This is a genomic window from Bradyrhizobium sp., assembly GCF_004799405.1.
Lineage (GTDB): Bacteria > Pseudomonadota > Alphaproteobacteria > Rhizobiales > Xanthobacteraceae > Bradyrhizobium.
In genome coordinates, this window is the sequence record NZ_SSMW01000010.1 from 1 (window position 1) to 14,722 (window position 14,722).

General features: G+C 62.1%; 10 protein-coding genes, 1 tRNA gene and 1 pseudogene. 7 read left to right on the plus strand and 5 right to left on the minus strand.

Annotated elements, in window-relative coordinates:
- The first annotated feature begins 5 nt into the window (after nt 1-5).
- The 4 genes from E7813_RS02505 to E7813_RS02520 all read left to right on the plus strand — a co-directional run bounded on the left by E7813_RS02505 (nt 6) and on the right by E7813_RS02520 (nt 2,257).
- Nucleotides 6-116 (plus strand): hypothetical protein, encoded by a 111-nt coding sequence (locus E7813_RS02505; protein WP_291570543.1) that lies wholly within the window; start codon nt 6-8, stop codon nt 114-116.
- 435 nt (nt 117-551) lie between these two features.
- Entirely contained in the window at nt 552-1,214 is a 663-nt protein-coding gene (nthA, locus tag E7813_RS02510; RefSeq protein WP_291570526.1) for a nitrile hydratase subunit alpha, read from the plus strand.
- Nucleotides 1,215-1,892 carry a nitrile hydratase subunit beta gene (gene nthB, locus E7813_RS02515; RefSeq protein WP_291570528.1) on the plus strand — a complete coding sequence of 226 codons (678 nt, stop codon included), beginning with the start codon at nt 1,215-1,217 and terminating at the stop codon, nt 1,890-1,892.
- Between the two features lie 5 nt (nt 1,893-1,897).
- A complete protein-coding gene (locus E7813_RS02520) occupies nt 1,898-2,257 on the plus strand; it encodes a nitrile hydratase accessory protein (protein WP_291570530.1) in 360 nt (119 codons plus the stop codon).
- Nucleotides 2,258-2,385: 128 nt separating this feature from the next.
- Here E7813_RS02520 and E7813_RS02525 read toward each other — a convergent pair.
- The 3 genes and pseudogenes from E7813_RS02525 to E7813_RS02535 form a co-directional block, all read right to left on the minus strand.
- A pseudogene (locus tag E7813_RS02525) lies at nt 2,386-2,545 on the minus strand (IS630 family transposase); the annotation flags it as partial.
- A 283-nt stretch (nt 2,546-2,828) separates the two neighbouring features.
- On the minus strand, nt 2,829-3,377 hold the full coding sequence (locus tag E7813_RS02530) for a hypothetical protein (RefSeq protein ID WP_291570532.1): 549 nt from the start codon (nt 3,375-3,377) through the stop codon (nt 2,829-2,831).
- 845 nt (nt 3,378-4,222) lie between these two features.
- A tRNA-Arg gene (locus tag E7813_RS02535) sits at nt 4,223-4,299 on the minus strand.
- A gap of 216 nt (nt 4,300-4,515) precedes the next feature.
- Here E7813_RS02535 and E7813_RS02540 point away from each other — a divergent pair.
- The gene (locus tag E7813_RS02540) at nt 4,516-5,304 is read left to right on the plus strand and encodes an MlaD family protein (protein ID WP_291570534.1); all 789 of its coding nucleotides are present in this window, start codon (nt 4,516-4,518) and stop codon (nt 5,302-5,304) included.
- A gap of 16 nt (nt 5,305-5,320) precedes the next feature.
- Here E7813_RS02540 and E7813_RS02545 read toward each other — a convergent pair whose 3' ends face one another.
- Nucleotides 5,321-6,097 (minus strand): hypothetical protein, encoded by a 777-nt coding sequence (locus tag E7813_RS02545; RefSeq protein WP_291570536.1) that lies wholly within the window; start codon nt 6,095-6,097, stop codon nt 5,321-5,323.
- Nucleotides 6,098-6,662: 565 nt separating this feature from the next.
- On the opposite strand from E7813_RS02545, the gene E7813_RS02550 reads away from it, so the two are divergent.
- Entirely contained in the window at nt 6,663-11,864 is a 5,202-nt protein-coding gene (locus E7813_RS02550) for an alpha-2-macroglobulin (RefSeq protein WP_291570539.1), read from the plus strand.
- A gap of 146 nt (nt 11,865-12,010) precedes the next feature.
- Complete coding sequence (gene pbpC / locus E7813_RS02555) at nt 12,011-14,059, plus strand: penicillin-binding protein 1C (protein WP_291570545.1); 2,049 nt, start codon at nt 12,011-12,013, stop codon at nt 14,057-14,059.
- A 54-nt stretch (nt 14,060-14,113) separates the two neighbouring features.
- Here the strand turns inward: pbpC and E7813_RS02560 are convergent.
- Nucleotides 14,114-14,722 (minus strand): aspartyl/asparaginyl beta-hydroxylase domain-containing protein (locus E7813_RS02560; protein WP_291570541.1); only part of this gene is annotated, 609 nt, incomplete at its 5' end.

The window sequence follows — 14,722 nt, forward strand, 5'->3', positions numbered from 1 at the left end:
TGCCCATCGAGCAGGCCGACAAGTTCACACTCATCTTAAACCTGAAAACGGCGAAGCAGCTTGGCATCACGGTGCCGTCAGCGCTACTGGCGCAGGCCGACGAGGTGATCGAGTAACATCCTTTTTTTGCAGCGCGAAGTGACGCAATTGGCACCTTTCGGACATGCCGTGATGTCCGACTAGAGTCCGCTCTCGGGGGCAAAGCGGAAAACACATGCTCGATCTGAGTTCTTCCGCTTTTGACCCCAAGCGGTCATGGGCAGCCTCGGATATTGCAGTAGCAAAACGGCTTGTTGACCCTATTCAAGTTCTGGCTTGAGCCGCTACGATGCCTGCTCCTTAGGGCGGGGGGCCATGCGGCGACGTGAGTTCATCAGTCTGGTAGGCGGCGCAGCAGCGTGGCCGTTCGCGGCACGAGCGCAACAGCCCGCCATGCCGGTTATCCTACCGACCTTGAATCACGACTCACGATCTAAGAAGTGGGTGCTCGCCGGAGTAAGGAAGGCAGGGTAAGGCACTATATTCAACGAGCGTTACGGAGGTAAGTTCGTATGGCCGACCACGATCACGACGACGACCACCAGCACGATCATGACCATCACCATCATCACGGCGAGGGGCATGCGTCCGAACTTTCGGAGATGCAAATCAGGGTCCGAGCGCTCGAAACCATTCTTGCGCAGAAGGGATACGTTGATCCCGCCGCGCTGGACGAGATCGTCGAGACCTACGAAAAGCGCATTGGGCCGCACATCGGCGCGAAGCTGGTCGCGAGGGCATGGGTCGACGAAGACTTCAAAAAGGAATTGCTCAAGGACGTCGCAATTGCATCGGAACGCATCGGTCTTACCGAGATCGGATCGCACGTCATCGCGCTCGAAAACAAGCCGTCGGTACATCACGTGGTCGTTTGCACGCTCTGTTCCTGCTACCCTTGGGCGGTGCTCGGGCTCCCGCCGACCTGGTACAAATCGTATGCCTATCGGTCGCGCGTGGTGAAAGAGCCGCGGAAGGTGCTCGCCGATTTCGGCACGACGCTTCCTGATACGACGGAGATCCGCGTCTGGGACTCCACCGCTGAGACCCGCTTCATCGTGATACCGCAGCGGCCGGTTGGGACGGAGGGATGGTCCGAGGAGCGGCTCGCATCGATCGTCTCGCGCGACGCCATGGTGGGCGTGACTGTGCTGCAGCCCGTGATACAGGAGGCTTGAGTGAACGGCGTGCACGACATGGGCGGCATGGACGGTTTCGGCACCGTGCCAGTGGAGGCAAACGAGCCGCTGTTTCACGCGCGATGGGAAAGCCGTACCTTTGCTTTGATGCGCGCACTCGGATTCACAGGCGCCTGGTCGATCGACGAATTCCGCTATGTGACCGAGGGATTGCCGCCGCATGTTTATCTATCATCGAGCTACTACGAACGCTGGGTGCTGACGCTGGAACTGCTGGTGTTGAAATACGGGCTGGCCTCCAAGGAAGAACTGGAGTCGCTGACCGCAAACGATCGAGCCGTCGAGGTGAAGCGCGTATTAAAGCCGGATTCCGTCAAATCGCTGATCCCGCGGCCAAACTATGAGCGCGATCCACAGGCGCCTGCCGTCTTTTCGGTCGGCGACCTGGTCCGGACAAAGAACATCCATCCAGTCGGGGCGACGCGCCTGCCGCGCTACACGCGCGGTAAAGTAGGACGCGTCGAGCGGATCCAGGGATGTCACGCCTTCCCCGACACGGTGGTGTCCAGAGACGATGAGGATCCGCAGTGGCTCTACACGGTCACCTTCGACGGCAGGGAGTTGTGGGGGCCGGATGCGGACCCGACCTCGAAGATATCGATCGAGGCCTTCGAGCCGTACCTCGAACCCGAGGGCACGCACGGAGGGGCAAGCTGACTTCGTTGGACGGACTGCCCGGCCTGGTGCAGGACGAAGAGGGACCGCACTTCAAGGCACCATGGGAGGCGGAAGCCTTCGCGATCGCCGTCGCGCTGGAGAAGATGGGAATTTTCACCTGGTCCGAGTGGGCGCGCACGATCGGTGACGAGATCGCCAAGGCCAATGCGGAAGGCGACCCCGACGACGGGTCCACCTACTACTCGCATTGGATGAGCGCGCTCGAACGCCTCGTCCGCGAGAAGAACATAGCATCCGCGGAGACGATATCGCGCTATCAGAGCGGATGGAGACGCGCCGCGCAGCGGACGCCTCACGGCAAGCCGATCGAACTGACCGAGGACGATCTCGCCGTGACGCAATGACGTCGAATGGCGAGACGAGCAGATGGATCCTACCGACCCGAAATGAGCGATCATCGCTCTTGACTGGTTTCCTATCAGGCCGCAACGGACGCGTTTCGCGCGGGCAAGGACTCGCCGAGGGAGCAGCTGACCCCAACTTCCTTGGCGATCGACCGAGTGCTGCACCCATCCGCCGCCAACAGAACTATCCGCGCCCGCTTCAAATCGCGCTGAATCGTCATCGGCGAGCGCCTCGAGAACCTTGCGATCTTTCCTCGAAAGGTGGACTTCTCTTGCTTCGGGTAGCATCCCCAACATCTCTACTCGTGACCGCCGACGAGCCGATCGAATAGAGCGCCGTTTGTCGCATTGCGAAGTGACGTAATTGGCACTTAACGGACATCGCGCAATGTCCGACTTGAGTCCGCTATGCGACCAGAAGCGGACATGGAATATCTGCAGGCAGTCCCGGCGGGAGTTTAATTCTCCCCTCGAGCAACCTCACGTGATGCACATGGATCAATGACAAGCATCTGTCACGTGGGAACCACCGAAGACGAAGGCTGAGCTGCGCGATGGATAGTAAATCAGCTCACCGATCCGCGGCCAAATTCACCTGCGAGATACGACCGACTACATTCTCCACCGTAGCGGTCCGATTCACATCTTCAACCCGCTTCAGTGTTTTTTCATGTTCGGCTCGCAGGATCGGAGGCCACAGCTCGACAGGCACCTTGCGGCGTTTGAATTCTTCCAGGAGGTCAGCAACCGTTTCGTATTTCACGTTAACCGCGCTGCGGTTTTCATGTTTGACGTTGGCTTCCATCGGCAGCAGGCGACCCATCATCGCCATCGTGAGATCCTTGCGCGTGAGTGCGACTTCGTAGAAATAGGCTTCTAGGCCTTCCTTGTATTGTTTCTTCGTCTTGCAATTGCCAGCGCGCTTCACCGCTTCGATGAAAGCTTCCTTGATTTCGGCCGAGAGCTTGTTGGGCACGCCTCGGGGACGGCCCTTGCCGCCCGTGATGTAACCGTTCTCATCCCTCGGCAAGTTCTTTACCTGCGCAATCAGCCGTTTTGGTTCGCGCTTCAGCTTCAGCGGCGGTCTTGCCTTTTGGGTTTTTGTGGGTTGTTTAACCAAGACCGACCCGCTCCTTTCCAGACCAGCCAACCTTGACGACAGGCCTTGAGACGATCTCAAGAGCTACACGGATGGCGCACAGGCCCGCCACTCGCGATCACGTCGCAGCAATGGTCGATCGCCCGTTCGTCGTGGCGCTTCGTTGCCGGAGCGGCCATGAGATGGTTGGCGTTCGATTTTCAGTCTGTGCCATCAGTTACTCAACGCTCAGGCTGCGGGTCGTCAGATTCGGGCTGTTCGGGGGCCCGGTTTGCAGACTGATATTAGGCTACAACCCGTCTTACGACAAACATAGCTCCACGTTTGCAATAGGTTGCCGGCGTCTGCGACTGCCTTGTGAGAGCGTTGCAGGATTAAAAATGCCCGTTTTTGGCATGGTTTTGGACGGACCCTTGCAGCAGAAATAGCGCTAGGGTTGTAGGGATGATGATCATGGGCTGGGGTCAGGAAAATAGGGAAGGGGGCATTCGCAAAAATGGGTTATTCTTTCTAGAATTGCATCGAGGGCTGTCCCATGCTCGTCGGAGCGCTTCTCACGACATTGTTTGGTCTTTGCTTGCTCGGCTTCGGCCTGCGGGGTGGGTTTACGTGCAAATACTGTGGAGAGTTGTCTCTGATAGCCGTCAGAAGCCGATGGGCTCTCTGCTGAATGGTCTCATTTGTTGAATCAGCCATGTTTGCGTCAGACAGGAGGAAGGCAGAACGAAATAAGAAATGCCGTGTACCGTCCGTGTACCACGGACCCAGCGGTACTAAACGGGAAGGGCTGATATTAAAGGGTTTTCTTCGTTAGGTGATGGTACATGAATTTGATATAGAAAGAACGCCTATCTATTTGAAATCGTTGGCGATCCCAGCAGGATTCGAACCTGCAACCCACGGAGTAGAAATCCGTTACTCTATCCAGTTGAGCTATGGGACCGTCGCAACATCCATAACATTGCCAATATGAAAAATCCGCTGCCCGGCCAAGCCCGTTCGCAACCATTTTGCCGGGCCGGACGACCAACCCCCGGGCTGGCGGAGGTCTTCCGGGGCTTTTTGGGTCGACACGGACAGTACCGCTCGGCCGGCTTTGTTCGTACACTGACTGACGGCGCCGGCTCCCGGGCAGGCGTCTCGCAACTGGGTCTGAACCATGAAATTCCGGCCAAGCAGCCTGATGATCGGATCGTTGACCCTGGGTTTGATCGCCGGGGCGTTCGGCGCTTTTCTCGGTCTCAAGAAGTTCGCTGTCATCCGGCAGGAAGTCCCGCTGAGGGTTATTTTCGAGGGCTCCGCCTCCGGTCTTCATAAGGGCGGCGGCGTGAATTTCGGCGGTATCAGGGTCGGCGAGGTGATCTCCCTGAAACTCGACAAGACCCGTCGCGTGGTCGCACTGGCCAGGATCGATAAGAACGCCCCGATCCGGAAAGACACGCTGGCGGGGCTTGAATTTCAGGGGCTCACCGGCGTGGCGGCGATATCGCTCACGGGCGGGTCGATCGAGGCGGAGCCGGTTCCCCTGGATCAGGACGGCATTCCGGTTCTGACGGCCGATCCGGACGCGCTATTGGATACCCAGGCGAAGATACGGGTGGCGTTGCGCAACGTCGACAAGGTGATTGCCGATAACCAGGACGCGCTGAAAGATACGCTGCTGAGTTTTGAGACGTTTACCGCGTCGCTTGCGAGCAGCACCGAACGGATCGACAGCGTGGTGCGCAGTGCCGACAACGGCGTTGGCGCGGTCGACAGCGCGCTCTCCAAGACGCAGGACTTCTTGAACAGCCTGGCGAGCAGCAAGAACGGCGAACTGCTTCCGACCGTGATGTCGTTCCGTGAGTTGATTGAAAGTTTCAACAAGCGCTCGGGCGCACTGATGTCTGAAGGCCGCCGGATGCTCGGCGACGTCAGCCAGTCCCTCAACAAAGGCCGCGGCCGCTAGCTTCGTCCCGATGCGATCAGGGCTTGCCGGCCGCGCCGCTCTTGCGCTTCGCCGGAGCCTGAGGCATGGCGAAGATTCCGAATTCTTCCGTCAACACGGTCGCCAGCCACGACCGGTACTCGTCATGGCTGCGATGATTTTCAGCGATGATGCCAAGCTCGGGCTCCTCGGCCTTGCGGAGCTTGCGAAGCACCATGGGGGCGGCAACGGGAATGTAGACCGAGCCCTTGGGATTGCTGAGCGTAGAGATGATGCCCCGCATCATGCCGTCGGAATCCGGTAGCGACAGCAGGATGGTCCGCACGTTGCCCGCGCTTGAACTGACCAGATTCATGTAGGCCGTCCCGAACGGAATGTGGACCGTGCCGTGCTGGCGGTATTTTCCGTCGAAGCGCGACTTTTCCTCGAACACCAGGCACTTCCGCTCGTTGCTCCAGGATATCGTGACCAGGTAGGCGTTGAAGTTGGCGGGGTTGGCGAACATCGGACGAACGCAGAGATAGTCGCCCTGCAGATCCTGGACGGCGTCGAAGACATAGCCGCCGACGGATCGGTCGGCGACTTCTTCCCTGCTGGCGGATGGCGCCCGAAAACTGGTCTTGAGAATGCCCTCGACCTTGTTGAGTGTCCGCTCGGTGAAGTCACCCTGAAACAGCTTCTCGATCGACGACTTGGACAGATGCTCCCGAATGAGGTCCTTGCGCGCGAGGCCGTTGGCATCGAGATAGCGCTGGATGGCGTGGGCGATGGCTTTCTTGTCCGGCTTCGAGCCGAGCGCCGTCTCGTGCTTCATGCTGTGCAATCCCAAAATTCAGCAAAATCTAGCACGAACTTTCAGAATTTGACCATGCCGCAGCCACCGCGCTCCGGTTTTTGCGAATTCACCCCGCCTTCATCCGAACAATGGCGAGGAGCGATATTCTCTGAGGTCGCAGGGTCCAGCATGGTTAACTTATATTGCGGCGGGGACGACGAGATGCCGTGCAACGCGAGCGATCAGGTGGCGACCCATGTTCAATCGAAGCCAACAGGCAAACCCGGCGGCCGGCGATCCGGGCCGGATTCGAACCCGCAGCCTGGCGCTGAGAAGCCCGCCATGCGATCCGGCTGAACGAACCGGTAGCGATGGGGTCGCCAATGAACCCTTTCTGGAGATCGATCGACGAAACCAGGCGGTCGGCCGTTGCGTCACGGCCGCGCTCAAAGCAAAGCTGCGCCGGGGCCGGTTGCCGGCCTGGCAAGGACCAGATCGGACCATGTCGCTGCGACTTTTTCGCCTGTCTAGCCGCCATGAGTCTGTCACCTTTTCGCGCACTTCTGTTCGACATGCGGCGTTCGTCCGCTCAAGGAGCTCCATCATGATTGGTTTGGTTCGCGCCACAGCACTGTGCGCCACGCTGGCGCTTGGCCTTGTCGCGGCGCAGGCGGCCGACAAGGCCTTCAAACGCGACGATCTGGTGGATTCGGCGATCAAGCTGGAAGCCCAGATCAAGAGCGAAGCCGGACCGGTCGCCAAATCCGGAGCGAGCTTGCGAACCGATGCCGACGCGGCCTTCAAGCGGGGCGATTTCCGCACCGGTCTGCAAGTCCTCGGGCAAATCGCCGCCACGACACCCGACGACAGCGGCAACTGGCTGCGGCTGGCCCGCACCATTTTCCAGATCCGCCCGGCCAGCACCAGCGAACAGACCTTCCTGATGGAACGGGCATCCACTGCCGCCTACATAGCCTATCAGCGCGCCGGCAACCCCGGCGACGAGGCGGACGCCCTTGCCGTGCTCGGCCGTGCCCTGTCCGAGCGCAAGCTGTGGCGTCCGGCGCTGGACAGCTTACGGCTGTCGCTCGATATGCGCGAGGTCGCCGAGGTGCGCGGCCAATACGAGAGGATGCGCGACGAGCATGGCTTCCGGCTGCTGGATTATACCGTCGATTCCGACGGGGCCTCGCCGCGGGCCTGTTTCCAGTTTTCGGAGGACCTCGCCAAGCGCACCGACTTTGCGCCGTTCCTGGCGCTGGCCGGCAACGACAAACCGGCCCTGTCGTCGGAAGGCAAGCAGCTTTGCGTCGATGGCCTGAAGCACGGCGAGCGCTACAACATCAATTTGCGCGCCGGACTGCCGTCCACCGTCAAGGAAACCCTGCCGAAATCGGCTGAATTCAACATCTATGTGCGCGACCGCAAGCCGCTCGTGCGCTTCACCGGGCGAGCCTACGTGCTGCCGCGCACCGGCCAGCGCGGCATTCCGCTGGTCAGCGTCAACACCCCGGCGGTAACGGTGAATGTATTCCGGATTGGCGACCGCAACCTGATCAACACCGTGATCGGCAGCGATTTTCAGCGCCTGCTGAGCAAATACGAGCTTTCCGATCTCGGCAACGAACGCGGCGTCAAGGTCTGGTCGGGTGAACTGGTGACCGCGACCACGCTCAACCAGGACGTCACCACCGCGTTCCCGGTCGATCAGGCGCTGGGCGATCTGCAGCCGGGCATCTACGTCATGACCGCGGCGGCCAAGGGTCCGGCCAGCGACGACGAATACCAGCTGGCGACGCAATGGTTCATCGTTTCGGATTTGGGTCTGACCGCATTCTCCGGCAATGACGGCATCCATGTGTTCGTCGACTCGCTGGCGTCCACCAATGCGATCGGCAGCGCCGAGGTGCGGCTGGTCGCGCGCAACAACGAAATCCTGGCTACCCGCAAGACCGATGATTCCGGTCATGTGCTGTTCGAGGCAGGATTGGCGCGCGGCGAGGGCGGCCTGTCGCCGGCGATGGTAACCGTCACCAGCGACAAAGCCGACTATGCGTTTCTCAGCCTGAAAACCGATGCCTTCGACCTCACGGATCGCGGCGTCGCCGGCCGCGCGGTGCCGGCCGGCGCCGATGCATTCGTCTATGCCGAACGCGGGGTCTATCGCTCCAACGAGACGGTGTATCTGACCGCGCTGCTGCGCGACGGGCAGGGTAACGCCGTGACCGGCGGTCCGCTGACGCTGCTGATCGAGCGTCCCGACGGCGTCGAATTCCGCCGTGCCATCCTGACCGATGAGGGCGCGGGCGGGCGCAGCATGTCCCTGGCGCTCAATTCCGCGGTTCCGACCGGGACCTGGCGGGTGCGGGCGTTCACCGATCCCAAAGGGTCGCCGGTGGGCGAAACCACCTTCATGGTCGAGGACTACGTCCCCGAACGCGTCGAATTCGATTTATCGAGCAAAGACAAGCAGATCAGAGCTGATGCTCCGGTAGAACTCAAGGTCGACGGCCATTTCCTCTACGGTGCGCCGGCGTCGGGCCTGCAGCTCGAAGGCGACATGCTGGTTGCGCCTGCCGCGGCACGGCCGGGTTTCGCCGGCTATCAGTTCGGCATCGCCGACGAGGAGACCACCAGCAACGAGCGCATGCCGATCGAAAACCTGCCCGAGGCCGACGCCAATGGTGTGGCGACCTTCCCGGTCAGCCTCGCCAAGCCCCCGGCGTCGACGCGTCCGCAGGAAGCCCAGATATTCATTCGAATGGCGGAAGCCGGCGGACGGGCGGTCGAGCGCAAGCTGGTGCTGCCGGTCGCGCCCGCAACCGCGATGATCGGCGTCAGGCCGCTGTTCGGCGACAAGAGCGTCGCGGAAGGCGACAAGGCCGAGTTCGACGTGGTGTTCGTCGCTCCCGACGGCAAGCCGCTGGCGCGTAGTGGCCTGCGCTATGAACTGATGAAGCTGGAATCCCGCTATCAGTGGTACCGTCAGGATTCGTCCTGGGAATTCGAGCCGGTCAAATCGACCACCCGCGTCGCCGATGGCGATCTGACCATTGCCGCCGACAAGCCGTCGCGGGTGACGCTGTCGCCGCAACCCGGCCGCTATCGCCTCGATGTCAAATCGACCGAAGCCGACGGGCCGCTCACCTCGGTGCAGTTCGATGTCGGCTGGTATTCCGATGGCAGCGCCGATACGCCCGATTTGCTGGAAACCTCGATCGACAAGCCTGAATATCAGTCCGGCGATACCATGGTGGTGTCGGTCAACGCGCGCGGGGCGGGCAAGCTGACCGTCAACGTGCTGGGCGACCGGCTGCTGACGACCCAATCGACCGACGTCAAGGAAGGCACCTCGCAGGTCAGGATTCCCGTCGGCAAGGATTGGGGCACCGGCGCCTATGTGGTGGCGACGCTGCGGCGTCCGCTCGATGCCACAGCCCAGCGGATGCCGGGGCGGGCGATCGGCCTGAAATGGTTCGGCATCGACAAGAAGACCCGAACGCTTCAGGTCAACCTGTCGCCGCCGGCGCTGGTGCGTCCGAACAACACGCTGAAGATACCGGTCAAGCTCGGCGGATTGAATCCCGGCGAAGACGCCAAGGTCGTCGTTGCCGCCGTCGATGTCGGCATTCTCAATTTGACCAACTACAAGCCGCCGGCGCCGGACGATTATTATCTCGGCCAGCGCCGCATGACTTCGGAAATCCGCGACCTCTACGGGCAACTGATCGACGGCATGCAGGGCACCCGCGGCCAGATCAAGACCGGGGGCGATGCCGGTGCGGAACTGCAGGGCAGTCCGCCGACGCAGAAGCCGCTGGCGCTGTATTCCGGAATTGTCACGGTCGCCGCCGACGGCACCGCCGAAATCAGTTTCGATATTCCCGAGTTCGCCGGCACCGCGCGGGTGATGGCGGTGGCATGGACCGCCACCAAGCTTGGCCGGGCCACGATCGATGTCACGGTGCGCGATCCCGTGGTGCTGACGGCGACGCTGCCGCGCTTCCTGCTCAATGGCGATCACGGCACCATGAGCTTCGATCTCGACAATGTCGAAGGCGCTGCCGGCGACTACACCATCAACGTCAAGACCTCGGGACCCGTGAAGCTGACCGGCAATCCCGCGACCACGGTGAAGCTGGCCGCCAGGCAGCGCACCTCGCTGGCGCTGGCGCTCGATGCCGGCGGCGCCGGAACGGCGAACCTCGATGTCGACATCAGGGGGCCGGATGGCCTGACCCTGGCGCGGCATTATGCGCTCGACGTCAAGGCGGCGACGCAGATCCTCGCGCGCCGCTCGATCCGCACATTGGCCAAGGGCGAAAGCCTGACCCTGACGTCCGACATGTTCTCGGATCTGGTGCCGGGCACCGGCGGCGTCTCGCTGTCGGTCAGCCTTTCCACCGCGCTGGATGCGGCGACCATCCTCAAGGCGCTGGACCGCTATCCCTATGGATGCTCCGAGCAGATCACCAGCCGGGCGATGCCGCTATTGTACGTCAATGATCTTGCCGCGGGCGCCCATCTTGCGATGGACACCGCGGTCGATCAGCGCATCAAGGATGCCATTGATCGGTTGCTGGCGCGGCAAGGGTCGAACGGGTCGTTCGGGCTGTGGTCGGCCGGCGGCGATGACGCCTGGCTCGATGCCTATGTCATGGACTTCCTGACCCGGGCTCGTGAAAAGGGATTCGCGGTGCCGGATGTGCTGTTCAAAACCGGGCTCGATCGCATCAGGAACTCGGTCGTGAACGCCAGCGAGCCGGAAAAGGACGGCGGGCGCGATCTTGCTTACGGGCTCTACGTGCTGGCGCGAAATGGCGCCGCACCGATCGGCGATCTGCGTTATCTCGCCGACACCAAGCTCGGCAACCTCGCGACCTCAATTGCGAAGTCGCAACTGGCGGCCGCATTGGCGCTGGTCGGCGACAAGGGCAGGGCGGAGCGGGTCTATGCCGCGGCACTCGACAGTCTTGCGCCAAAACCAGTCCTGGAGTTCGGCCGGGCCGACTACGGCTCCGCGTTACGCGATGCCGCAGCCTTGGTGTCGCTTGCCAGCGAAGGCAACGCACCGCAGGCGACACTGACGCAGGCGGTGCAGCGCGTCGAAGTGGCGCGCGGACTGACGCCGTACACCTCGACCCAGGAAAATGCCTGGCTGGTGCTGGCGTCGCGCGCTTTGGCGAAGGAAAGCCTGACGCTGGATGTCGATGGCGCGCCGGTCAAGACCGCACTTTATCGCAGCTACAAGGCCGCCGCGATGGAAGGCAAGCCGATCAAGATCACCAACACCGGCGATACGCCGGTGCAGGCGGTGATTTCGGTCAGCGGTTCGCCTGTCACGCCGGAGCCTGCGGCATCGAACGGCTTCAAGATCGAGCGCAATTACTTCACGCTCGACGGCAAGCCTGCTGACGTGTCGAAGGCCACGCAGAACGATCGCTTCGCCGTCGTATTGAAGATCACCGAAGCCAAGCCGGAATACGGCCACATCATGGTGTCGGATTATCTCCCGGCCGGCCTGGAAATCGATAATCCGCACCTGGTCTCGTCCGGCGACACCGGCACACTCGACTGGATCGAGGACGGCGAGGAGCCCGAAGACACCGAATTCCGCGATGACCGTTTCACCGCCGCCATCGACCGTGCCGCCGATGATAAGGCGGTGTTTACCGTCGCCTATGTGGTGCGCGCGGTGTCGCCGGGCAAATACGTGCTGCCGCAGGCCTATGTCGAGGACATGTACAATCCCTCGCGCTATGGCCGCACCGGCACCGGATCAGTCGAGGTGCGTTCGGCCAAATGAGTGAAGCGGGAAGGACCTCTCCGTCGTCATGGCCGGGCTTGTCCCGGCCATCCACGACGTTGGTTGCGACAAAGGAAAACGTGGATGCCCGGGACAAGCCCGGCCATCACGGCGTCAGGAAGCGGCGCGCTATTCGTTTCGCCGGTATGGCGTTCGCAATCGCAGCCGTCGCCGCGCTTGCCTTCGCGGCATGGGTCGTCTCGCTCGGGCCGTTGCCGCTGGCGCAGGCCCGGCAGGTCTCTACGACCGTGGTCGATCGCAACGGCAAGCTGTTGCGCGCCTACGCGATGGCGGACGGCCGCTGGCGGTTGCCGGTCGACGCCAAAACCGGCGTCGATCCGGTCTACCTCAAACTGCTGCTCGCTTACGAAGACCGGCGCTTTCGTTCCCATGCCGGCGTCGATCCGCTGGCGCTGGGCCGCGCCGCGTTTCAGCTCCTCACGCGCGGCCACATCGTATCCGGCGGCTCCACCATCACGATGCAGCTGGCCCGGCTGATGGAGCCGCGGCGCGAGCGCTCGGTCTATGCCAAGTTGCGCCAGATGGTCCGCGCCATCGAGATCGAGCGGCAACTGACAAAGGACCAGATCCTCGACCTCTATCTGGCGCTGGCGCCATTCGGCGGCAATCTGGAAGGCGTTCGCGCCGCCTCGATTGCCTATTTCGGCAAGGAGCCGAAGCGGTTGTCGCTCGCCGAAGCCGCGCTGCTGGTGGCGTTGCCGCAGTCGCCGGAAACCCGCCGCATCGATCGCTACCCGGATGCAGGGCGGGCGGCGCGCGACCACGTGCTCGATCGCATGGTCGAAGACGGCCGCCTGCAGGCTGAGGATGCCGCGTTGGCGAAGCAGACGCCGGTGCCGCGGTTGCGCAAGCCGATGCCGATACTGGCGCCGCACTCCGCCGATCAGGCCATTGCCACCGAGAAGGATGCGCCTGTCATCGAACTGACGCTGGATTCCGGTTTGCAGAAGGTCCTGGAAACGCTGGCGCACGACCGTGCCCTCGCCTTGGGCCCGAATATCTCCGTTGCCATCATCGCCGTGGACAATGAAAGCGGCGACGTGCTGGCCCGGGTCGGCTCGCCGGATTATTTCGATGACCGGCGCGCAGGGCAGGTCGATATGACCCGCGCGGTACGTTCGCCCGGCTCGACCCTGAAACCCTTTATCTACGGCCTGGCGTTCGAGGATGGCTTCGTTCACCCCGAAAGCCTGATCGACGACCGGCCGATCCGGTTCGGCTCTTATGCGCCCGAAAATTTCGACATGACCTTTCAGGGCACGGTATCGGTGCGCAGGGCGCTGCAACAATCCCTCAACGTGCCGGCGGTCGCACTGCTGGACCGCGTCGGCGCCAGCCGCCTGTCGTCGCGGCTGAGGCAGGCCGGCGCCAATCTGGTGCTGCCGAAAGACGAGGTGCCGGGCCTGGCGATGGGGCTCGGCGGTGTCGGCATTACGCTGCAGGATCTGGTGCAGATCTATTCCGGGCTGGCGCGGCTCGGCACCACGCGGCCGCTGCGTGAGATCGTAAGAGCATCGGACAATCTGCGCGATCCCATGCGGCTGATGGACAAGGTCGCGGCCTGGCAGGTTGGCAATGTGCTATTGGGCTCGCCGCCGCCGGAAAACGGCGTGCGCAACCGGATCGCGTTCAAGACCGGCACCAGCTACGGCTACCGTGACGCCTGGTCGGTCGGATTTGACGGCCGCATCACCATCGGTGTCTGGGTCGGTCGCCCCGACGGCGCACCGGCGCCGGGCATTGTCGGCCGAACTGCGGCGGCACCGATCCTGTTCGACGCCTTCGCCCGCACCGGCAAACTGCCGATGCCGCTGCCGAAACCGCCCCGGGGCGTGCTGCTGGCCAGCAATGCCAAACTGCCGCTGCCGCTGCGGCGGTTCCGGCCGGTGGGAGAATTGGTCCGGACCGGCGGCGAGCAGGCGCCGCACATCCAGTTTCCATTGAACGGTTCGCGGATTGACGTCGATCGCTCGGGCGGCGCGCAATCGGCCGCGATGCCGGTCAAGGTCGCCGGCGGCGTGCTGCCGATCACCATGCTCGTGAATGGCGTGTCGATGGGCGAGATCGACGGCCGGCGCCAGCGTCTGGTGGATCCGCCGGGGCCGGGCTTTGCCCGGTTGACCGTGATCGACGCCACGGGCGCCACCGATACGATTGTCGTCAGGATTCAGTAAACGCCCGGCTGATGCGGAAAGAATGGCGAGCGTGGTTCGCGGACGCGGCGCAGGTCAGCCGCCTTGCGGCTTTCGCTCAACCAGCGTCCAGTTGCTCAAGCTGATCAGTTTGATTTTCTTTGCCACATAGCTCTCGAGTGTGCACACCGCGGCCATGACGCCCGGGAACGGCGACGGGCGCAGAATATCGATATACATGCAATAGCGTGGCCGATCGGTCTCGTTGGCTGACAGATGCAGCAGCGTGTCGTCGAAGATAAAAAGCTTGCCGTCACACCAGCGATGCGTGGTGTTCCCCACCACGATATAGGCGGAACCGTCCGTGATGTCGTTGATATTGTACAAAACTCGCAATGATGCGCGCATCCATCCGAAGTGAAGAGAGGTCGATATCTTCTTGTTGAAAACCGAAAGTGCGATGGTCTGGATGTATTTCCATGGTCCATTGAAGGCGGGGACGTCCACGATTGCTTCGGTCGGAACCCCATAATAACGCCAAAGGATCAGCGCGCGTTTGTGCTCTTTCGACTTCTCCTCGACCTGGCCGACGAGATCGGCGTCGTTCGCGGCCTTGATCAGGCGATTGATTTCATCCTGATGGCCAGGCGGCAAGTCTTCGAGGCGGTAAACGCCCTTGTTGATATAGGGTAGCGAAAGCAGATC